Source organism: Bradyrhizobium sp. WSM2793 (genome assembly GCF_000379585.1).
Lineage (GTDB): Bacteria > Pseudomonadota > Alphaproteobacteria > Rhizobiales > Xanthobacteraceae > Bradyrhizobium.
Genome location: NZ_KB902771.1, coordinates 1 through 21,404, shown reverse-complemented (window position 1 = coordinate 21,404; position 21,404 = coordinate 1). Strand labels below are relative to the sequence as shown.

The 21,404-nt window shown below is 64.7% G+C and carries 18 protein-coding genes and 1 pseudogene; 6 read left to right on the top strand and 13 right to left on the bottom strand.

The window, feature by feature from the left end:
• Positions 1-108: 108 nt before the first annotated feature.
• A complete protein-coding gene (locus A3AS_RS0106265) occupies positions 109-1,005 on the bottom strand; it encodes a TauD/TfdA family dioxygenase (protein ID WP_018316744.1) in 897 nt (298 codons plus the stop codon).
• A 193-nt stretch (positions 1,006-1,198) separates the two neighbouring features.
• Here A3AS_RS0106265 and A3AS_RS44595 point away from each other — a divergent pair, with 193 nt between their 5' ends.
• Positions 1,199-1,528 (top strand): hypothetical protein, encoded by a 330-nt coding sequence (locus A3AS_RS44595; RefSeq protein WP_244550564.1) that lies wholly within the window; start codon positions 1,199-1,201, stop codon positions 1,526-1,528.
• Positions 1,521-1,943 (top strand): type II toxin-antitoxin system VapC family toxin, encoded by a 423-nt coding sequence (locus A3AS_RS0106255; RefSeq protein ID WP_018316742.1) that lies wholly within the window; start codon positions 1,521-1,523, stop codon positions 1,941-1,943. Before A3AS_RS44595 ends, A3AS_RS0106255 begins: the two co-directional genes overlap by 8 nt.
• A 9-nt stretch (positions 1,944-1,952) precedes the next feature.
• Here A3AS_RS0106255 and ispG read toward each other — a convergent pair whose 3' ends face one another.
• From ispG to A3AS_RS0106240, 3 genes are read right to left on the bottom strand one after another with little or no spacing between them, the layout of a single operon-like run.
• The gene (gene ispG, locus A3AS_RS0106250) at positions 1,953-3,236 is read right to left on the bottom strand and encodes a flavodoxin-dependent (E)-4-hydroxy-3-methylbut-2-enyl-diphosphate synthase (protein WP_018316741.1); all 1,284 of its coding nucleotides are present in this window, start codon (positions 3,234-3,236) and stop codon (positions 1,953-1,955) included.
• Positions 3,237-3,248: 12 nt separating this feature from the next.
• Entirely contained in the window at positions 3,249-4,202 is a 954-nt protein-coding gene (locus A3AS_RS0106245) for a DMT family transporter (protein ID WP_018316740.1), read from the bottom strand.
• A gap of 35 nt (positions 4,203-4,237) precedes the next feature.
• Positions 4,238-4,732 carry a Fur family transcriptional regulator gene (locus A3AS_RS0106240; RefSeq protein WP_018316739.1) on the bottom strand — a complete coding sequence of 165 codons (495 nt, stop codon included), beginning with the start codon at positions 4,730-4,732 and terminating at the stop codon, positions 4,238-4,240.
• A 155-nt stretch (positions 4,733-4,887) separates the two neighbouring features.
• Between A3AS_RS0106240 and A3AS_RS0106235 the strand changes: the two genes are divergently transcribed.
• From A3AS_RS0106235 to A3AS_RS0106225, 3 genes are read left to right on the top strand one after another with little or no spacing between them, the layout of a single operon-like run.
• Positions 4,888-5,370, top strand: a complete 483-nt coding sequence (locus A3AS_RS0106235) for a MarR family winged helix-turn-helix transcriptional regulator (protein ID WP_026201730.1) — start codon at positions 4,888-4,890, stop codon at positions 5,368-5,370.
• Positions 5,363-6,526, top strand: coding sequence for an HlyD family secretion protein (locus A3AS_RS0106230; protein WP_018316737.1), 1,164 nt, complete (start codon positions 5,363-5,365; stop codon positions 6,524-6,526). Before A3AS_RS0106235 ends, A3AS_RS0106230 begins: the two co-directional genes overlap by 8 nt.
• A gap of 17 nt (positions 6,527-6,543) precedes the next feature.
• Entirely contained in the window at positions 6,544-8,100 is a 1,557-nt protein-coding gene (locus A3AS_RS0106225) for an MDR family MFS transporter (RefSeq protein ID WP_018316736.1), read from the top strand.
• A gap of 214 nt (positions 8,101-8,314) precedes the next feature.
• On the opposite strand, the gene A3AS_RS0106220 is transcribed toward A3AS_RS0106225, so the two are convergent.
• From A3AS_RS0106220 to pcaF, 6 genes and pseudogenes are all read right to left on the bottom strand, one after another.
• Positions 8,315-9,406: a phosphotransferase gene (locus A3AS_RS0106220; RefSeq protein WP_018316735.1), complete on the bottom strand. Its 1,092-nt coding sequence runs from the start codon at positions 9,404-9,406 to the stop codon at positions 8,315-8,317.
• 48 nt (positions 9,407-9,454) lie between these two features.
• Positions 9,455-11,143, bottom strand: coding sequence for a methyl-accepting chemotaxis protein (locus A3AS_RS0106215; protein WP_018316734.1), 1,689 nt, complete (start codon positions 11,141-11,143; stop codon positions 9,455-9,457).
• A 255-nt stretch (positions 11,144-11,398) separates the two neighbouring features.
• On the bottom strand, positions 11,399-12,001 hold the full coding sequence (gene pcaG, locus A3AS_RS0106210; protein ID WP_018316733.1) for a protocatechuate 3,4-dioxygenase subunit alpha: 603 nt from the start codon (positions 11,999-12,001) through the stop codon (positions 11,399-11,401).
• Positions 12,002-12,703 carry a protocatechuate 3,4-dioxygenase subunit beta gene (gene pcaH / locus A3AS_RS0106205; protein WP_026201729.1) on the bottom strand — a complete coding sequence of 234 codons (702 nt, stop codon included), beginning with the start codon at positions 12,701-12,703 and terminating at the stop codon, positions 12,002-12,004. It lies immediately after the preceding gene.
• A gap of 93 nt (positions 12,704-12,796) precedes the next feature.
• Positions 12,797-13,691 (bottom strand): annotated as a pseudogene (locus A3AS_RS0106200) (dioxygenase).
• A gap of 206 nt (positions 13,692-13,897) precedes the next feature.
• The gene (gene pcaF / locus A3AS_RS0106195) at positions 13,898-15,106 is read right to left on the bottom strand and encodes a 3-oxoadipyl-CoA thiolase (RefSeq protein WP_018316731.1); all 1,209 of its coding nucleotides are present in this window, start codon (positions 15,104-15,106) and stop codon (positions 13,898-13,900) included.
• Between the two features lie 216 nt (positions 15,107-15,322).
• Here pcaF and mutS point away from each other — a divergent pair, with 216 nt between their 5' ends.
• Positions 15,323-18,061, top strand: coding sequence for a DNA mismatch repair protein MutS (mutS, locus tag A3AS_RS0106190; protein ID WP_018316730.1), 2,739 nt, complete (start codon positions 15,323-15,325; stop codon positions 18,059-18,061).
• Between the two features lie 157 nt (positions 18,062-18,218).
• Here mutS and A3AS_RS0106185 read toward each other — a convergent pair whose 3' ends face one another.
• The 3 genes from A3AS_RS0106185 to A3AS_RS44780 all read right to left on the bottom strand — a co-directional run.
• Positions 18,219-19,895 (bottom strand): PAS domain-containing methyl-accepting chemotaxis protein, encoded by a 1,677-nt coding sequence (locus A3AS_RS0106185; RefSeq protein ID WP_026201728.1) that lies wholly within the window; start codon positions 19,893-19,895, stop codon positions 18,219-18,221.
• A 379-nt stretch (positions 19,896-20,274) separates the two neighbouring features.
• Positions 20,275-21,084, bottom strand: a complete 810-nt coding sequence (locus tag A3AS_RS0106180; RefSeq protein ID WP_018316728.1) for a hypothetical protein — start codon at positions 21,082-21,084, stop codon at positions 20,275-20,277.
• A 33-nt stretch (positions 21,085-21,117) separates the two neighbouring features.
• On the bottom strand, positions 21,118-21,404 hold a 287-nt coding region (locus A3AS_RS44780), incomplete at its 5' end, for an ISAs1 family transposase (RefSeq protein WP_157644202.1).

Here is a 21,404-nt window from a genome sequence, read left to right as displayed (position 1 = left end):
CGGCTCTCGTAGGGTGGGCAAAGCGAAGCGTGCCCACGTCCTGCCTATTTGATGAGAAGACGTGGGCACGGCGCTGACGCGCCTTTGCCCACCCTACCGCACTGTCCCCTAAACCGGCCTCTCCCCCTTCACCGTCACCCGCGTGCCCGAGCGCGTGTGGGGCCAGTAGTCCCACATCGCGCGGTGCTGGGTGCAGCGGTTGTCCCAGAACGCGATGGCGTTCTCGGTCCAGCGGAAGCGGCACTGGAACAGTGGGTTTTCGGCGTGCTGGTAGAGATAGGCGAGCATCGCATCGCTCTCGTCGCGCGGGATGCCGTTGATGTGGCGGGTGAAGCCGCGGTTGACGTAGAGCGCCTTTCTGCCGGTGACCGGATGCGTACGCACAACGGGATGCTCGGCGCTCGGATAGGACGGACGGTCGGCAACGCCGTAGTTCGCATAGAGCCCGCGATAGATCGGCTCGCCATCATGCAGCGCGGTGAGGCCATCGAGATAGGTCTTCATGCGATCGGACAGCGCCTCATAGGCGGCGTACATGTTGGCGAATAGCGTGTCGCCGCCGCGCGGCGGGCACTGCTTGATGTAGAGGATCGAGCCCATCGGCGGTTCGAGATCGCAGGACACGTCGGAGTGCCAGCCCTCGCCGTTGGCACGCGGCGAGTTCTTGTCGGCGTAGATCTTCATCAGCGCCGGGTCTTCGTCCTCATGCGGCGCGGCGGGATGGAAATGCAGCTCGCCGAACTTGCGGCCGAAGGCGAGCTGCTGCTGCGGCGTGATCTGCTGGTCGCGAAAGAAGATGACGAGGTTTTCGGCGAGCGCGCGGTGGATCTCGTCCATCTGCTGATTTGAACGCGCGTCGTCGGAGACGAGCCCGCCGATGTCCACGCCCGATATTTCCGCGCCGATGATGGGGGTGAGCTTTTCGACCGCGATGGTCTCGTAGGGCGCGCCGTCGTCAGCCGTGTGGCGATAGCGCGGGCCCTGCTTGCCGGCGAGTGAGCTCATGGCGTGTCTCCCGATCTGTTGTTCGTTGCTTGCTATCCTAGGCCTCGGGAGCGCAGACGCAAAGATAGCAACCCGCGAATCTTGACACACTTATAAAGTTTTAATAGTGTGCAGAAGGAAAGAGGCTTCCACGATGGGTAAATATGAGCGACTTGGCGCGTTCCTGAAGTCCCAACGGACCAAAGAGGTCCCTATGACCTTTGCCGAAATCGAGCGAGTCATTGGAAGCAAGCTCCCTCCTAACTCTCCTCAATACCCGGCCTGGTGGAGCAATAATCCGACCAACAATGTGATGACCAAGGTCTGGCTGGCCGCCGGCTTTCGTACCGAGCAGGTCGACACGAAGGCTCGCAAGGTCGTGTTTCGCCGGGTCGAATTGAGTTCCGCAGAACCGGCGCCGTCGCGCGTCAAGAAGCTCGGCCGCCCTCCGCTGTTCGGCGCCCTCAAAGGATTGGCACACATCCCACCCGGCGTTGATTTGACACAGCCGGCCGATCCCGATTGGGGCCAAGTGTATGAGTGATCCTGCGCCTCTTTTGCTCGATACGCATGCCGCGATCTGGATTGCAGAAGACAAACCTATTGCCACCGAGGCGAGCGAGGCGATTGAAGCCGCCTATCGCGCAGGATCTGCCATCTTCGTCTCTGCAATCACCGCTTGGGAAATCGGCTTGCTCGTTGCACGCAACAGGCTGGGCCTCTCCACGAGACCAGAACTCTGGTTTCAACGGCTGCTTGCCGTCGAAGGAGTGCGGCTCGCCGAACTCACGCCCAATATTTTGATCGCGTCTTCATTCTTGCCCGGTGCCCCGCCGCGTGACCCTGCGGATCGAATCATCATTGCAACCGCTCGCGACCTTGGCGCGAGCGTGATTACCCGGGACGGATTGATGCTGAGATATGGCGAGACAGGCCAGGTCAGCACGATTACATGCTGACCTGAACGCTTACTCCGCCGCGGTCACCGGCACCTTGGCGCCCTGGCCGTAACGCTGCTCGATATAGTCGATCACCAGCGCCTTGAAGTCGGCGGAGATGGTCGGGCCGCGCAGCGTGCGGAACTTCTTGCCGTCGACGAACACGGGTGCGGCCGGCGCTTCACCGGTGCCGGGCAGCGAGATGCCGATATTGGCGTGCTTGGATTCGCCGGGGCCGTTGACGATGCAGCCCATCACCGCGACGTTGAGCTCCTCGACACCAGGATATTTCGTCTTCCAGGTCGGCATCTCGTCGCGGATGAAATCCTGGATCGAGCGCGCCAGCTCCTGGAACGTGGTCGAGGTGGTGCGGCCGCAGCCGGGGCACGCGGCGACCAGCGGCACGAAGGTGCGGAAGCCCATGGTCTGCAGCAGCTCCTGGCCGACCTGCACCTCGCGGGTGCGGTCGCCGCCGGGCTCCGGCGTCAGCGAGATGCGGATGGTGTCGCCGATGCCCTGCTGCAGCAGGATGCCGAGCGCGGCGGACGACGCCACGATGCCCTTCGAGCCCATGCCGGCCTCGGTCAGGCCGAGATGGATGGCGTAGTCGGAACGAGAAGCGAGATCCTGATAGACCGCGATCAGATCCTGCACCGCCGAGACCTTTGCGGAGAGGATGATGCGGTTCTTGGGCATGCCGAGCTCTTCGGCGCGCGCGGCCGAGAGCAGCGCGGACTGCACCATGGCCTCGCGCGTCACCGCGCGCACGTCACGCGGATTGGCGGAGGCGGCGTTCTCGTCCATCAGCTTGGTCAGCAGCTCCTGGTCGAGCGAGCCCCAATTGGCGCCGATGCGCACCGGCTTGTTGTTCTTGTTGGCGATCTCGATGATGTCGGCGAACTGGGTGTCGCGCTTGTCCTTGAAGCCGACATTGCCGGGATTGATGCGGTACTTGGCGAGCGCCTCGGCGCAGGCCGGGTAGGCCGCGAGCAGCTTGTGGCCGATATAGTGGAAGTCGCCGATCAGCGGCGTGGTGATACCGCGCTTGGCGAGGCCGTCGCGAATGTGCGGAACAGCGGCCGCGGCTTCCTCCCGGTCCACAGTGATGCGGACCATTTCGGAGCCGGCGCGCGCGAGCGCTGCGACCTGGGCGATGGTACCGTCGATGTCGGCGGTATCGGTGTTGGTCATCGACTGCACGACGATCGGCGCACCGCCGCCGACGGCGACGTCGCCGACCTTGACCTGGGTGGTATGATAGCGCGGCGCTGGCCCCGCGATGTCGGAATCGATGGTGGTTTCGGGCTTGTTCATGGGGTCCAAATATCAGGTTTTGGTGACGTTCAGCAATGCATCGCGCGGCGCCGCAGCGACTTGGCTGGGACGGTTAACCAGAAAAAGCCCAGCAATTACAAGGACGGCGGCCGCCCCGAACGCCAAGCTTAGCGTGTCGTGCATGATGAAATAGCTACCGACGACGCCAAACAAAGGGGTGATGAAGGTAAAAGCCGACAATTTGCTGGCCGAATAGGCCTTCACCAGCGCGAACCAAAGCGTGAACGTGGTTCCAACGACCCAGATCGCCTGGAAGGCCATCAGGCCGAGCGACAGCGGCGCGGGGGTGTGCGTGATGGTCTCGCCGAACAGCCAGGCCGCCAGCCCCAGGATCGGGATCGAGATCGCGACCTGATAGCCCAGCGCCTTCTCCGGCGCGGCAAACCGCAACCTGGTGCCCTTGGCAACCAGCGTGGTTGCCGCCCACAGCGCGGCGCCGCCGACGATCATGAGGTCGCCGAGCAGGACATGCGAATCGACATTGGGCTGCGGCACGCCAATCGCTAGGGCGACGCCGGCAAAGCTGATAGCAAGACCCAGCCATTGCGAGGCGCCAAGCCGTTCGCCGAGCACTTGGTAGGAGCCGAGCGCAACGAAGAACGGCGCGGTGTAGAGGAACACCACCGCGCGCGAGGCCGACGTGAGGTGCAGCCCCTGGAAGATCAGCACGAATTCGATGCCGAACATCAGCCCGGCGATCAGGCCCGGCTTCCACGTGCCATCATTCTCGAAGAATTTGACCCCGCGCAGCGTGCCGATGAGGAACAGCACCGGCAGCGCGCCCGTCGACCGGATCGTGGCCTGCAGCATCGGCGGAATGTCCGGCAGCACCAGCTTCACCGCGATCTGGTTGAACCCCCAGGTCAGGCACAGCATGAGCATCAGGGCGATGGCGCCGGCGCTGAGGGGACGTGCGGCGGAATGTAAGGCTTGTGGTGAGGACATCTCTTCCCGATTACCGGCTTTGCGCCGTTGTTTCTCTATGCAGCTTTCTGACAATGGGTGCAGACGCCCGTGATCTCCACCACGGACAATTTAGGCGCAAAGCCCGAGCTGCGCGCGGCGGCATTGAGGTCCCCGGCAAAGGACGCCGACGGGATCTCGCCGACCAGGCCGCAGCGCTCGCAGATCAGGAACGCCACCGCCGAGGTCGCGTCGTGGTCGTGGGCGGCACAGGCAAGGTAGGCATTGCGGCTCTCGATGCGATGCACAAGGCCGTTGGCCATCAGGAAATCGAGCGCGCGATAGACCGTGATCGGCGCCGGCCGCGACATCGATTTGGCGAGCTCGTCGATCACCTCATAGGCGCCGAGCGGGCGATGGCTGGAGAGCAGGGCCCCCAGCACCTGACGGCGTATCGGCGTGAATTTCTGTGCGCGCTGCTTGCAGACCTCCTCGGCATGCGCCAGCGCGTCCGCGGTGCAGCGGCCGTGATCGTGGTCGGGCGCGGGAAATGCCGGCTTTGCGAGGGTCATGCGGCCACGTTCTAGCATTTGGGCCCGGGAACCCAAAGCACGACCCTGCGACCGGCTGCCAGCCATGCTCGCGCTGCGGGACAGCATCGTGATATCCGCCATGGAATAATCATAAGCTTGCTTATTATATCCCGGGCTTATTGGAGACCAAGCTTATGACCCGCGGGTCCGTCGACCAGAACTTCTTGTTCACGCTCGGTGAGCTCTACCGCCTGTTGCGCGTCTATGCCGACAAGGAGGCATCGCGGTTCGGCATCACCCGGGCGCAATGGGCGGTGCTGGCCAAGGTCGAGCGCAGCGAGGGCATGAAGCAGTCGGAACTCGCCGAACTGCTCGAGATGCAGCCGATTACGCTGACCCGCCTGATCGACAAGCTCTGCGATAATGACTGGATCGAGCGCCGCAGCGACGCTTCGGACCGCCGCGTCAAGCGCCTGTATCTGAGGAAGGCCGGCCGGCAATTGCTGGGCCGGATGAGCGGGCTGAAGTCCGAGCTCACGGCCAACGCGCTCGACGGCATCACGCCGGCGGACGCCCATCGCCTCCTGACCCAGCTCGAAACCATCAAGGAAAACGTGCGTACCGCGATCCAGACCAGCGGCGCGGAACAGGCGCGTAAGGAGCAGCGCTATGGCTGACCAAGTCCTCAAGTTCCAGCCCGAGCAGAAGACCGACAGCGGCAAGCCCACCAAGAAGGCCGGCACCGATCCGCGCCGCCGCTTGGTAGCCGGCCTGCGGCGTTACCGCCGCTTCCTGCTCCTGGTCGTGCTGCCTGTCATCGCCGCCATCGGCGGCATCACTTTCTACCTGCATGGCGGCCGCTATGTCGGCACCGACGACGCCTATGTCGGCGCGCAGAAGGTGCTGGTGACGCCCGACATCTCCGGCAAGATCCAGAAGGTCGTCGTGAAGGAAGGCCAGTCCGTCAAGCAGGGCGACGAGCTGTTCGAGATCGACCCCGCTCCGTTTCGCCACGCGGTGGTCGAAGCCAAGGCGCAGCTCGCGCAGGCCCGCACGACCTACGACAACCTCGTCGCCAACATCAAGATCTATGGCGACATGCTGGGCCTCGCCCAGCAAGGCATCGATTTGAAGCAGCGCGACGTCGAGCGCAAGCAGGCGCTGGTGAAGAACAATTACGGCTCGCAGCTCGATCTCGACAATGCCTCGAATGCGCTGGTCACCGCCGGCGCGCAGGCGCAATACATCAAGCAACAGCTGTCCAACGCCAGGACGCAGCTGCTCGGCGACCCCGAATTGCCACTGGAGCAATTCCCGCCCTACGCACAGGCGAAAGCCAAGCTGGACGATGCCCAGCGCAACCTCGATCACACCGTGCTGCGCGCGCCGATGGACGGCGTGGCGACGCAGGTCGAGCAGATCCAGCTCGGCCGCTATGTCGCCGCCGGCACGCCGGTGTTTTCCATCATCGACGTCGCCCACCCCTGGGTCGACGCCAATCCGAAGGAGAGCGACCTCACCCACGTCACCGAAGGACAGCCCGTCGCGCTCGAGGTCGACGCGTTCCCGAACCACGTCTTCAAGGGCAAGATCGGCTCGCTCTCGCCCGGCACCGGCGCGCAATTCGCGATCCTGCCGCCGCAGAACGCCACCGGCAATTTCGTCAAGGTGGTGCAGCGCGTGCCGATCCGCATCTATTTCGACGAGACCGACAAATATGTCCGGAAGCTGAAGGCCGGCATGAGCGTCTACGCCACCATCGACACCGGCCATCAGCGCTCGCTCGCCGGCCTGCTCGGCCTGTCGGCAACCGCGAGCCAGGATAAAGACTGAACGCAAGGACTGATCCGATGTCCGGTCCCAATGCCAGCCTGATGGTCCCCGGCCTGCGCCGGAACATGGTGACGATCTGCGCCATGACCGCGACCATCATGCAGGCGCTGGACACCACCATCGCCAACGTCGCCCTGCCCTACATGCAGGGCACGCTGTCGGCCTCGCAGGACCAGATCAACTGGGTGCTGACCTCCTACATCGTCGCCGCCGCGATCATGACGGCGCCGGTGGGCTGGATCGCCAACCGCTTCGGCCGCAAGCGCATCTTCATCATCTGCTCGGCCGGCTTCACGATGGCCTCGGTGCTGTGCGGCCTCGCCCAGGACATCAACCAGATGGTGCTGTTCCGCCTGCTGCAAGGCGTGTTCGGCGCCGCCCTGGTGCCGTTGTCGCAATCGGTGATGCTCGATTATTACACGCTCCAGGAACGTGCCAAGGCGATGTCGATCTGGGGCATGGGCGTGATGATGGGTCCGATCATGGGGCCCTCGCTGGGCGCCTGGCTGACCGAGACCTATTCCTGGCACTGGGTGTTCTTCGTCAACCTGCCGTTCGGCTTCATCACCGTGCTCGGGCTGATCGTCTTCATGGACGAGACCGACAAGAATCTCAGCCTCAAATTCGACTGGTTCGGCTTCGCCGCGCTGGCGGTTGCGATCGGCTCGCTTCAGCTCGCCCTCGACCGCGGCGAGCAGCTGGGCTGGCTGGAATCCAATGAGATCCTCGCGGAGTTCATCGTTTCGGCGGTCGCCTTCTACTTCTTCCTCGCGCACTCCTTCACGACCTCGACCCCGTTCATCCGTTTCGCGCTGTTTCGGGATCGCAACTTCGTCACCGGCTGCGTGTTCATGATCGTGATGGGGCTCGTGCTGTTCTCGACCATGGCGCTGGCCTCGCCCTATATGCAGAACGTGATCGGCTATCCCATCATCACCGCCGGCCTGCTGCTGGCGAGCCGCGGCTTCGGCACCTTCTTCGCGATGATGCTGGTCGGCCGCATGATGCGCTATTTCGAGGCGCGCACGCTGATCATCGCCGGCCTGACGCTGACCGCGGGCTCGCTGTTCCAGATGACCGGCTGGACCGATCTGACCCAGGTGCCGGAGATCGTCACCGTCAGCGTCATTCAAGGCTTCGGCTTCGGCCTTGTCTTCGTGCCGCTATCGACCGTGGCCTTCCTGACACTGTCGAACGACCTCCGTACCGACGGCACCGCGATGCTGACCCTGATGCGCAACGTCGCGAGCTCGGTCGGCATTTCCGTCGTCATCGCCCAATTGACGCAGGGGACGCGGCGGACCTATGCAATCCTGTCCGAGCACATCAACCCGTTCAACCATGCACTGCAGATGCCCGACGTCAGGGGCCTGATCAACCTGTCCACCGACGCCGGCCGCGCCATGGCCGACAGGATGGTCAGCGTCCAGGCGCAGATCATCGCGTTCGCGCAAGACTACCAGATGGTGATGCTCTTCGTCCTCTGTACCATCCCGCTCGCCTTGCTGATCGGCTCGACCAAGGCCACGCTGCGCAAGCAGGCGGCGGGACCGGAGCATGCGGTGATGGAGTAACGTACGCTCGATCTCCCAATCTCCACTGTCATCCCGGACAAGCGCAGCGAAGCGGACCGCAGATCCGGGATCTCAGCGCGAGCGCTTGCGCTCGTCGCGATAATCACAGGGAGTAGTTTGGCGAAGACTGTGAACTACCAGTCTCGCGCCAAACTACTCCCTGTGATTATGAGTCCCTGCGTTCGCAGGGACGACACCGAAATTGCGGCGCGCCCTACAACAATTCCTCGCAGCCCAAATCATCCACCGCCGCAAACACCCGCTCCAGATTATTCCACCAGATCAGCGGCGGGAGATTGACGCTCCATTGCCAGACCGGCTTGGTGATGTGCCAGAGCACCGACCGGCGATAATCCTGGTCAAGTGCGCCGCGCGTGTAGCCGCTGACGCCGTGCGAGATCAGGGTCTCATGATAGCGGTTTAGCAGCAGGCGCTCGAGCGTCTGCCGGCGCTCCGGATACCATTGTGTCGCCATCATGTAGGCGAGATCGTGGGTCGGCACGTTGATGCGCCACTGGTCGAAGTCGAAAATCCGCACGGTGTCGGCGATGTCCGCGCGCGGCAGGAGGAAATTCCAGGTATGGGCATCGCCGTGGGCAATAGAGAGATGTCGATGGGAATGATAGCGCTCAAGCAAACGATCCGACTGCTCAATGAACCGACGATAGAGGATGCGTCGTTCTTCGCTCAGACGGTCGCCGAGAAGATCGGCAAAACGATCATAGTGGCCAGCAAAGGTCTCCATCAACCTTGACGTATCATCGGCGCTCATCCAACTGCCGACGATGTCGCCGAGACTTGGGTGGTCCCACCATGCCGCGTGCCAGCCCGCGAGCGTCGTGACGATCGCCATCGCCTGTTCGCGAGACGGCGGCAAGGGCCACGGGGCCGCGACCTCATGGCTGTCGGTGAGGTCCTCGAGCAGCAGATGCCAACTGACATTTTCCTCATCGAACTGCCCGTCAAAGCAACGCGGCACCAGCCCCGGCGGCATATTCGGTGCAAGTTTCGCATAGAAGGCCACTTCGTGCCGGCCACCATGCGCAAGCGTCTTGGCAAAATCGGCATGCGGCGTCTTCAGGATCAGTGTCTGCGGCGCGCCGCCGGATTCACCGACATAGCGCAGACCGAGGCGGATGATGTGTGACACGACGGTGTCGCGCTGATGCAGCACCTTCACCTCACGGACCGCGCCGGCGTCCAGCACGCCGCCTCTGCGCAGTGCCGCCGTCAGTCGGGCGGGCTCAACGACATCAGGCAGTTGTGGAGGTGTCATGAAATTCACGATGCCCCTGTCCCGCGCCATACTGCACGATCATAGCCCCGCGCACCAGCGGCCGAACCGACGCCGCGCTCAAGCCGCCTCGGTCGAGTCGCGCACGGTCCGCACCACGACCGACCGAAGCTGTTCGAGATTGGCCGCCATGCCGGCGATCGCCTGCCTGACCTCGGCGGCGCGCTCGTTCACGGAAGCGGCGTCGCGGCTGACATTGCCGATCTTGGCCGAGACCTCCTTCGCCGCTGAGGCCGATTCGGAAATCGACCGCGTGATCTCCCGCGTCGCGGCGTCCTGCTCTTCCATCGCGGCGGCAACCGAGGTCGCCACGCCGTCGATCTCGACGATGTGCCCTCCCATCGTCTCGACGGCATCGACCGCGGCCTGGGTCGAGGCCTGAATCTCGGTGATCAGCCGCGTGATCTCCTCGGTGGATTTGGCGGTCTGGTCGGACAGGGACTTCACTTCGGCGGCGACCACGGCGAAGCCGCGGCCGGCCTCGCCGGCACGGGCGGCCTCGATCGTGGCGTTGAGCGCCAGAAGGTTGGTCTGGCCGGCGATGCCGCCGATGAGGTCGGAGACCTCGGCGATCTTCTTCACCGATCCGGCCAGTGCCTGGATGGTCGAACGCGCCTGCTCGCGGCCGGCGACCGCCGATTTTGTGACGGTGCTGGTCCGCACGACCTGGCTTGCGATCTCGCGGATCGAGGCGCTCAGCTGTTCGGCCGCGGCCGAGACGGTCTGCGAACTGCCCAGGGCCTGGGTGGAGGCCGCCGCGACCGCCTGCGACTGTGCGGAGAGCGACCTCGCGATCTCGGACAGGCTGGACGCCGCCCGCTCGACGCCTTGCGTCGCTGCGCCGGCGGTGTCGACCGATCGGCCGGTCTCGCGCTCGACGGTCTCGGCCATCTGGTGCAGGGCGGAGCGCTTGGCGAGCGCCGCCTCCTGCTCCTGCCGCAACTGCTCCTCGCGCAGGCGGGAATTCTCGACCGCCGCCTGCTTGAACACCACAAGCGCCCCCGCCATCGAGCCGACCTCGTCCTTTCGGTCAGCGAAAGGAATGTCGGCGGCGAGATCGCCGGTCGCGAGCTTCTGCATCGTGCCCGTCATGCGCACGATCGGCCGCACCACGCCGAGTGCGACGCCGAGCAGGCCCGCAGCAACGAAGGCCAGGACAGCGGCGGAGACGCCGAGGAGGATATAAAGCATCGAGCTGTCGCGGTCCGCGGCCAGCTTTTCCATGGCTGCATTCTGCTTGTTGGCGTTCTCGACGATGCTGTCGATTACGGCGCGATGCGCGGTGTAGGCGTCCTTCACCTGCGCATAGATGCGCTCGGACGCAGCGGCGTCCTTGGCCTTGAGGGCCGGCAGGAGCTGGTCGGACGCCTTCCAGAACTTCTGCACCTCGGCGTCGGATTTCGACACCAGCGCCGTCTTCAGGTCGGCCGAGAGGCTGGAGGTGACCCAGAACGCCTTGCGCTCGTCGTAATCCTTGCGGAGCTGGACCAGGCGTTCGCCGTGGGCCGCCAGCTGGTCCGGCTCGCGCATGGCCAGGGTCGCCTCGAGATAGGCCTCGATGACATATTCCGGCGGCGGCAGAATGTCCGCGATGAGGTCGTTGCCGAGCTTGATGTCGGAATAGAGCGGACCGCCGACCTTGAGCTCTTTCAAGGCGTACAGGCTGGTCAAAACCACGGCGGCAAAACCGATGGCGAGAACGATACCGAACGCAATGATCGCAGATGACAACGACAGACGAAATTTCATGAAAACAATCCAGGGCGGTGTCAAAACTGCAGCCACCCTAGACGAATACGGTAAATACGGGATTGCTTCGCGCCGAAATTGTATCGCGCGAACTCCGTCTAACTACGGGAATTTGACGTCAAGCCATCGGTATTTGAGTCAGCGAGGCTGACGCACACACGTGCGGGAGAATCGTTTCGGCCGGAGGCAGCCTCGGCCTCGATGCGCCAGATGAGACATGCGTGCCGAGGATCAAGCCCCCCGGCCCGCATTGTCTCACACGTCGAAGAACACCGTCTCGTTGTCGCCCTGCAGCCGCAGGTCGAGCCGGTAGACCGGCTTGCCGGCTTCGCGCACCGCAGTCAGCGTGGCGCGGCGCTCGGTGGGCACCAGCGCCAGCACGGGGTCGGCGGCGTTGCCGGCCTCGTCGCCGAAATAGATCCGGGTGTAGAGATGCCTGAACATGCCGCGGCCGAACACCGCAAGGAGGATGTGCGGCGCCTGCGGCTTGCCATCGGGATCCGGCACCGTGCCCGGCTTGATGGTCTCGAACGCGTAATTGCCGTCCTTGTCGGTGCCGCAACGGGCGAAGCCGCGGAAGCTTGCATTTGGCAGCGCACGCTTGTCCTGCGGGTCGGCGAAGCGGCCTTGCGCGTCCGCCTGCCAGATCTCCAGCATGCAATCCGGCACGGCAACGCCGTCACCGTCGAATACCCGACCCTCGATGCGGATGCGCTCGCCGGTGACATCTGGCGTCAGCGTCGAGTTGGTGAACGCGTCGTTCCAGGCGTATTCGCCGTTCGGCGTCAGGCCGTATTTGAAGAACGGGCCGACCGTCTGCGATGGGGTGATCCCGTCGGGCGTCACAGAATCCTGCACTTAGTGATTCTCCATGGGGGTGGCGTTCTTGCCGCGCAGCACGATGTCAAAGCGGTAGCACAGCGCCCATTCGGGCTGGGTGTTCTCGAGATCGAACGAGGAGACCATCCGCGCCCGCGCCTTCTCGTCCGGCACCGAGTTGAAGATCGGATCGAACGGGAACAGCGGATCGTTCGGAAAATACATCTGCGTCACGAGGCGCGTGACGAAGGAATGGCCGAACACCGACAGATGGATGTGCGCGGGACGCCAGGCATTGTGGTGATTGCCCCAGGGATAAGCACCCGGCTTGACGGTGACGAAGCGATAATAGCCGGAGGCATCGCTTTGGGCGCGGCCGGCCCCCGTGAAATTCGGATCGAGCGGCGCCGGATGCTGGTCGCGGACATGGACGTAGCGGCCGCAGGCATTGGCCTGCCAGATCTCGACCAGCGAGTTCGGCACGCCGCGGCCGTCCTCGTCGCGCACATGGCCGTGCACGATGATGCGCTCGCCGATCGGCTCGCCCTTGTGCTGGGTGGTGAGGTCGTTGTCGCCCTCGCGCACGGTCTCGTGGCCGTAGACCGGGCCGGTGAGCTCCGACAACGTATGGCGCATCGGGATCAAGGGCTTGTTCGGCGCACGCTTGATCGAGCTCTTGTAGTCGGGCGACAGCGGCAACGGATGCGCCTTGTTGCTGTCAGTGGGATAGATGAATGTCATGGGCGGACTCCTCCCCGGCCATGTGGTCCGGCCGGACAACGCTTCCGCCAATCATTATAGGATATAACTAATTGGGGGAAGCGGGTTTGAGCCCTATTTGATCGGCGGACGGGGCAGTACGGCTTCCCCGACTTCGAGCCGGTAGACATGGTCGAGCGAATACCAGGGCGTCGCAACCTCGCGTTCGGTCGGATGTAGCGCGTCATGGCGCAGGAACTTGCCGATCAGCGCCTGCGTCACGCCGAACTGCACGTCGCTGTCGATATGGGGATCGTTGGGATCGTAGACCTGCGAGATCAGGACCTTGAAGCCCGGCTTGAAGATCAGGGCATGCAGATGCGCGGGGCGGTAGGGATGGCGGCTCTGCGCCTCCAGCAGGCTGGCCGACCACGCCGTCCGTCGGAATGGGATAGCCGACCATCATCACCGAACGGAAGGAGAAGCGCCCATCCTGGTCGGTCGTGAACTTGCCACGCAGGTTCATGTCGGCCTGGTCAGGATCCTGGTTCTCGTAAAGGCCGACCGGAGAGGCGTGCCAGACATCGACCTCGGCGCCGACGACCGGACGACCGTCCTTGTCCACGACGCGGCCGTTCACGAACAGCGGCGCGCCCGGGGTCTCGGAGCGGACGATCGATCCGCCATTCTCGACCCGCGGCGAGTTCAACCGCCAGAACGGCCCGAGCAGTGACTGATCGGTTTCGGTATTGCCCTGGTCGCCGTTGTTGAGCAGGCAGACCAGCGGCGAGACGCCGAGCGAGCCCGCCATCAGCACCACTTCGTTGTGCGTGTCGGTGGTCAGCTTGCCGAGCTCGGCGATGACAGCGGTGGCATCGCGAAACTCCTTCTCGGTCAGGCGGACGTCGCGCACGAAGCCGTGCAAATGCTTGACCAGGGAAATCATGATCTGGCGCATCCGCGGATCGGAAGTCCGCTCCATCACCGCCAGTGCCGCGGCCGTGACGTCCTGCTCGCGCTCGATGATCATGCTGGCTTTTTCTCCCTGTCATTCCGGGACGCGAGAGAAACGAGCGAACCCGGACTCTTCGCCTCTCCCCGCTTGCGGGGAGAGGCCGGCGCGCGAAGCGCGGCGGGNGAGGGGGNCTCTCCGCGAGTCCAACTATCACCGTCCTTGCGGAGACTCCCCTCACCCCAACCCTCTCCCCGCAAGCGGGGAGAGGGGGAGGAGAGAGTTCAGTTCACCTTCTCGATCGCGACCGCGACGCCCTGGCCGACGCCGACGCACATGGTGGCGAGCGCGAGCTTGCCGCCGCGCTTCTCCATGCCGTGGACGGCGGTGAGCGCGAGGCGCGCGCCGCTCATGCCGAGGGGATGGCCGAGCGCGATCGCGCCGCCATGCGGATTGACGAAATCGGCGTCGTCGGCAACGCCGAGCTGGCGCATGCAGGCGATGCCTTGCGAGGCGAAGGCCTCGTTGAGCTCGATCAGGTCGAAATCGCTGATCTTCTTGCCGAGCCGCTCCATCAGCTTGCGGGTCGCGGGCACGGGACCAATGCCCATGATGCGCGGCGGCACGCCGGCCGAGGCAAGGCCGAGGATGCGCGCGCGGGGCGTGAGACCATGCTTCTTCACCGCAGCTTCCGAGGCCAGGATCATCGCGGCCGCGCCGTCATTGACGCCGGAAGCATTGCCGGCGGTCACCGTGCCGGGATTGCGCACGATCGGCTTCAGTTTTGCGAGACCTTCGAGCGTGGTTTCGGGACGCGGATGCTCGTCCTTGTCGACGGTGATGGGACCCGCCTTGCCGCCGGGAATGGTGATCGGGACGATTTCCTCGGCGAAATAGCCCGCCGCGATCGCCTTGCCGGCGCGCTGCTGCGAGCGGATGGCGAAGGCGTCCTGGTCGGCGCGCGAGACCTGGAATTCCTCGGCGACGTTCTCGCCGGTCTCCGGCATGGCGTCGACGCCATACTGAGCCTTGAGCAGCGGATTGATGAAACGCCAGCCGATCGTGGTGTCGAAGATTTCGGCCGACCGCGAGAAGGCCTCCTGCGCCTTGCCCATCACGAAGGGCGCGCGGGTCATGGATTCGACGCCGCCGGCAATGGCGAGCTCGATCTCGCCGGAGCGGATGGCGCGGCCGGCCGCACCGACCGCATCGAGGCCCGAGGCGCAGAGCCGGTTGAGCGTCTGGCCGGGAACCGAGTCCGGCAGACCAGCGAGCAGAAGCGCCATGCGGGCGACGTTGCGGTTGTCCTCGCCGGCCTGGTTGGCACAGCCGAAGAAGACTTCGTCCACCTGCGCCCAGTCGAGATTGAGGTGCTTGGCCATCAGTGCCTTGATCGGCGCGGCGGCGAGATCGTCGGCACGCACCTTGGCGAGGGAGCCGCCGAAGCGGCCGATCGGGGTCCGCACGGCATCGCAGATAAAGACGTCACGCATCGTTGTTCTCCCTGAATGCCGCGGTTCGGCCCAAATTCTTCAATGACGCCGGAGTTTTAGGAGGGCGCCCGCAGCAGGTCAATTGACTGATACACGCGTGTTCCGAGGGGGCCGCACGCCGGCCACGCATGCCGCAATGCGGACAACGTGGAAAACCCGCTCCTTCCGGCCAAAGCGATAGGAGCAGGGGGCGAAATTTTGTAGGTTGCGCCGCCCATGACCATGCAACAGCCGATACAAGTACCGCCCCCCGACGAAGCGCCCGCTTCGCCAACGGAAGCCGTCGCGCGCGTCACGCCGATGATGGAACAGTACCTGGAGATCAAGGCGGCGCATCAGGGCCTGCTGCTGTTCTACCGGATGGGCGATTTCTACGAATTGTTCTTCGAGGATGCCGAGATCGCCTCCAGGACGCTCGGCATCGTCTTGACCAAGCGCGGCAAGCACCACGGCGCCGACATCCCGATGTGCGGCGTGCCGGTCGAGCGTTCCGAGGATTATCTGCATCGGCTGATCTCGGCCTGCCACCGCGTCGCGGTGTGCGAGCAGACCGAAGATCCTGCTGCCGCCAAGGCACGCGGCAACAAGAGCGTGGTCCGCCGCGGCGTGGTGCGGCTGGTGACGCCTGGCACGCTGACCGAGGACACGCTGCTCGATGCGCGTGCCAACAATTATCTGCTCGCGATCGCGCGCGCCCGCGCCTCCGGCGGCGGCGACCGCTTCGGCCTCGCCTGGATCGACATCTCGACCGCCGAGTTCACCGTGATGGAGTGCTCGGGCGGCGAGCTCGCCGCGACGCTGGCGCGCATCAACCCGAACGAGGCCATCGTCACCGACGCGCTCTATAACGACAGCGAGCTCGGACAGACCTTGCGCGAGCTGCCGGCGGTGACGCCGCTGACGCGCGACGTCTTCGACGGCGCCACCGCCGAAAAGCGCCTTTGCGATTATTTCGCTGTCGCGACCATGGACGGGCTGGCGCAGCTGACGCGGCTGGAGGCCACGGCAGCAGCAGCCGCCGTCACCTATGTCGACCGCACCCAGGTCGGCAAGCATCCGCCGCTGTCGCCGCCCGCGCGCGAAGCTTCCGGCGCGACCATGGCGATCGATCCGGCGACCCGCGTCAATCTCGAGCTGACCCGGACGCTCGCAGGCGAACGTCGCGGCTCGCTGCTCGATGCGATCGACTGCACTGTGACCTCGGCGGGCTCGCGTCTGCTGGCTCAACGTTTGGCCGCGCCGCTGACGGATGCGCCGGCGATCGCGCGCCGGCTCGATGCGGTCAGTACCTTCGTCGCCGATTCAGCTGCGCGCGAAGACATCCGCAGCATCCTGCGCGGCGCGCCCGACATGTCGCGCGCGCTGGCGCGCCTGTCAGTCGGCCGCGGCGGCCCGCGCGACCTCGCAGGTCTGCGCGACGGCATCATCGCCGCCGACCAGGTGCTGGCGCGGCTTGGCGAGCTCGATCAGCCGCCGCAGGAAATCGCCGCGGTGATGGCGGCCTTGCAGCGTCCCTCGCGCGAGCTCGCGGCCGAATTCGCCAGCGCGCTCGACGAGCAGCTGCCGCTGATCAAGCGCGACGGCGGCTTCGTTCGACAGGGCTATGAGCCGGCGCTCGACGAAGCCCGAAACCTGCGCGACGCCTCGCGTCTCGTCGTCGCCTCGATGCAGGCGCGCTACGCCGACACGACATCCGTGAAAGGCCTGAAGATCCGGCACAACAACGTGCTCGGCTATTTCGTCGAGGTCACCGCGCAGCACGGCGACAAGCTGATGTCGGCGCCGCTGAACGCGACTTTCATCCATCGCCAGACGCTGGCGGGGCAGGTGCGCTTCACCACCTCCGAGTTGGGCGAGATCGAAGCCAAGATCGCCAATGCCGGCGATCGCGCGCTCGGCCTAGAGCTCGAGATTTTCGAGCGGCTGTCAGCCAAGGCCATGGCGATCAGCGACGATCTGCGCGCCGCCGCCCACGCCTTCGCCTTGCTCGACGTTGCGACATCACTGGCAAAGCTCGCGGTCGACGACAATTATGTGCGGCCGGACGTGGACGATTCCCTCGGCTTTGCGATCGAGGCCGGCCGCCATCCCGTGGTGGAGCAGGCGCTGAAGCGCAATGGCGAGCCGTTCATCGCCAATGCCTGCGACCTCTCGCCAAGCCCGGCGCAAAAGTCCGGCCAGCTCTGGCTGCTCACCGGCCCGAACATGGCCGGCAAATCGACCTTCCTGCGTCAGAACGCGCTGATTGCCCTGCTTGCCCAAATCGGCAGCTTCGTGCCGGCCGCGCGCGCGCGGATCGGCATCATCGACCGACTGTTCTCGCGTGTCGGCGCCGCCGACGATCTCGCCCGCGGTCGCTCCACCTTCATGGTCGAAATGGTCGAGACGGCTGCGATCCTGAACCAGGCCGGCGAACGCTCGCTCGTGATCCTCGACGAGATCGGCCGCGGCACCGCGACCTTCGATGGTCTCTCGATTGCCTGGGCCGCGATCGAGCACCTGCACGAGAGCAATCGCTGCCGCACCCTGTTCGCCACGCATTATCACGAGCTGACCGCGCTCTCGGCCAAACTGCCGCGCATGTTCAATGCCACGGTGCGCGTGAAGGAATGGCAGGGCAATGTCGTATTCCTGCACGAGGTGCTGCCCGGCTCGGCCGACCGCTCCTACGGCATCCAGGTGGCCAAGCTCGCCGGCCTGCCGCCGGCCGTGATCAATCGCGCCAAATCGGTGCTCTCCAAGCTGGAGGCACAGGACCGCGGCCAGACCGCACGGGCGCTGGTGGACGATCTGCCTCTGTTCGCCGTGCCCTCGCGCGCCGCCGCGGAAGCGGCGCCGCCGACCGAGGCTGAGTTGCTGATGGAAGCCGTGAAGGCGCTGCACCCCGACGAGATGTCGCCGCGCGAGGCGCTGGATGCGTTGTATGCGTTGAAGGCCAAACTGCCGAAGCAGTAGCGGTGCCGTAGGGTGGGCAAAGCGACTTGTCCGCCATAGCTCGAAGAGCGACGGCGGAAGCGTGCCCACCGCGTTTCGGACGAGATCGGGAAGAGATGGTGGGCACGGCGCGCGAAGTGCGCGCCTTTGCCCACCCTACGATTCCGTGCGCTGAGCGCTACGCCCGCGCCGCGATCGCAGCCGCCTCCGCAGCCGCGCGCTGCATGCTGGTCGACATCTCGTTCGTCACCGTGCTCTGCTCCTCGACGGCAGCGGCGGTCGATGTCACGTATTCGCTGACATTGTTGATCGCCTGCTTGATCGAGCCGAGCGCGCTGACGACGTCGCCGGAGATGCCGTTGAGGCTGCCGATCTCCTGGCCGATCTTGTCGGTGGCCTGCTTGGCCTGATTGGCGAGGCTCTTCACTTCGGAGGCGACCACCGCAAAGCCGCGGCCGGCTTCGCCGGCCCGTGCGGATTCGATCGTGGCGTTGAGCGCGAGCAGGTTGATCTGTCCGGTGATGCTGTTGATCATCTCGACGATCCCGCTCATCGACTGCGCCGCCTCGGTGAGGCGCTGGGCCTGAGCATCGGCGGAGGCGACCTGCTCCACCGCGCTCATCGCGGTCTCGCGGGACTTGGTCATCGCCTCGGAGATCTCCCGCACCGAAGCGTTCAGCTCTTCCGAACCGGCGGCGACCGATTCCATCATGCCGCGCACGCGCTCGTTGCCCATGCGGACCAGCACCTGACGCGTGGTGTCGGTGGCATATTTCACGACCTTGAACGGCTTGCCGTTGAGATCGAGGATCGGGTTGTAGGAGGCCTGGATATAGACCTCCTTGCCGCCCTTGCCGATGCGCTTGTATTCGGCCGCCTGGTACTGACCGCGGTTGAGGGCGGCCCAGAACTCGCGATAGGCCGCGCCGTCGCGCTCCGTGGGCTCGACAAACATGCTGTGGTGCTTGCCCTTGATCTCGGCCAGCGAGTAGCCGAGCGCGCCGAGGAAGTTGGCGTTGGCGGCGATGATCGTGCCGTCCATGTTGAATTCGATCACGGCCTGGGCCTTGTCGATCGCCGCGATCTGGCCGGCGAGATCGGCGTTCTTCAGCTTCTCCGCGGTGACGTCCGTTGCGAATTTGACGACGCCGTAAGGTTTGCCGTTCTCGTCAAGCAGTGGGTTGTAGGAGGCGAGGATCCACACTTCGCGGCCGCCCTTGCCGATGCGCTTGAACTCGCCGGCCTGGTATTCACCGCGGTTGAGTGCAGCCCAGAACTCGCGATAGGCCGCGCCGTCGCGGTCGGCCTGCGGCATGAACAGGCTGTGATGCTTGCCCTCGATCTCGGCCAGCGAATAGCCGAGCGTCTTGCAGAAATTCTCGTTGGCGCTGACGATGGTGCCGTCGAGCTTGAATTCGATGACGGCCTGGGCACGGCTGATCGCGGCGATCTTCGATGCATCCGTCATGCTCCGGATCTTCTTCGCCGTGATGTCGGTCGCGATCTTGGCGACCATCACCGTCTTGCCGTTGCCGTCGAGCACCGGATTGTAGGATGCTTCGATCCAGACCTCGCGGCCACCCTTCGCGATCCGCTTGAACTCGCGCGCCTGATACTCGCCACGGTTCAATGCAGCCCAGAACGCCTTGTACTCGGCGGTATCGCGCTGGTCGGCCGGCACGAACATGGAGTGATGCTTGCCCTGAATCTCGTCAAGCCGATAGCCGAGGGCGTCGAGAAAATTCTGGTTGGCCGTGACGATCGAGCCATCGAGATTGAATTCGATCATGGCCTGCGAACGGCCTATGGCGTCGAGCCGCCCTTGTGCATCGCTGTGGGACTTGCGACCGAACATCAACCAATCTCCATCTCGAAGTAACGTGGACAGCCCGTAGGGGAAGTGACCGCTGCGGCAACACAGCCGTATTCAAATCGACAATTCCCGCGGGTCCCTGCACTCGGATGCAGCTCGGACGAGTTCACGCCGACGACGGCGGAAGCGGGTACGCGAAATTATTCGTACGGGAAAAGCTCGAACAAAGTTCTAATAGAATTGTCGGAAACCAGCAGAGCCGGGAACGATCCGGCGGGCGTCGAGAGCCGCCACCCGCGCCCCTGCGACTTGAAATGACATTTCTCATCCAATGGCTTGGGAAGATGCCGCGTTGCCCGTCGGCATGAGATGCCGTCTCCGACATGTCTTTCGCGACGCGGTGTCGCGCGTGTCCGTAGTCTCACGGTCCTTGCCGCGCCCTGCGCATCGTTCGCCGGCCGATTCCCCACAGCGTCAGATTCCAGGCGATGCAGGTGCCGAGCGCGAGACACAGACCGACGGCCGAGCCGAACGACACGACCGCAACGTGCAAGACGGCAATCGCCGTGCCGAATCCGAGCAGGCCCCAGGCGGAGTTGGCGAGCACCGCCGCGGTCGGCGGGCCGCCGATGCGCGGATGCAGGATCACCATGATGCTGGAGAACACCACGGGATACAGCGCGATAATGCCGCTGATGCGGGGTCCCACCCAGCCCGAAGTCGAGACCACGATGGCGACCAGGGTCGCGACCAGCGCAGCCCGCATCGGCACGTCGTACCAGCGACGCGTGACCAGAGGCATCTTCACATGGCGATAGCCCGCCAGGAGCGGAATGCAGATGCCGAAGGCGATCAGATTGGCGGCGAGCCCGGCGGTGAGCGACCAGTCGAACTGGCGGATGATCGAGGCCAGCACGATCCAGACGGTAACCGCGCTTCCACAACTCACCGCAAAACCATGCCGCTGCGCCAGCACGACATAAGCGAGGCACATGAAGATCGTCGCCGCATTGATCGGAAGGCTCGCCAGCGAACCCTGCGCGATGAAGGCGGCATCGTGGTCGAGCGCGAGGAAGACGTAGGAGGGACCGGCCGAGATCGGCAGGGTCGCGACCAGCGCGCCGATCACCGGACCCGCGCGCTCAGTGATGATCGAGGCCGTCACGACGAACGCCGCCGCGATCGCCATGCGCAGGAGAAGGAAGAGGAAGAAGTGGAGATCGGGGGACATTTTTGGCTTCTTACCCTCCCCTGGAGGGCAGGGCTATCGCATATGGCTGAGGGTGGCCAAGAGGAATGCGTTGTCCCAGCCAGCGCGCTTGATTTTACGCCGGAGGGAAGCGCGATCCGGGTGGGTTCGCAGAACATTGAGGGCGAGCCTGCGCAGAATGGCGAGATTCTCGGGGGCGTGGTCACAGCGCGAGCGGTTGCCATCCTCAGCGAAATGGACGTCGAGAACCCAATGGAGCTGATTCTCGATGCCCCAATGGCTGCGGGTGACGTGGAGCAACCTCTTGGGGGAGATGTATTTGGACAGCAGATAGTACCGCA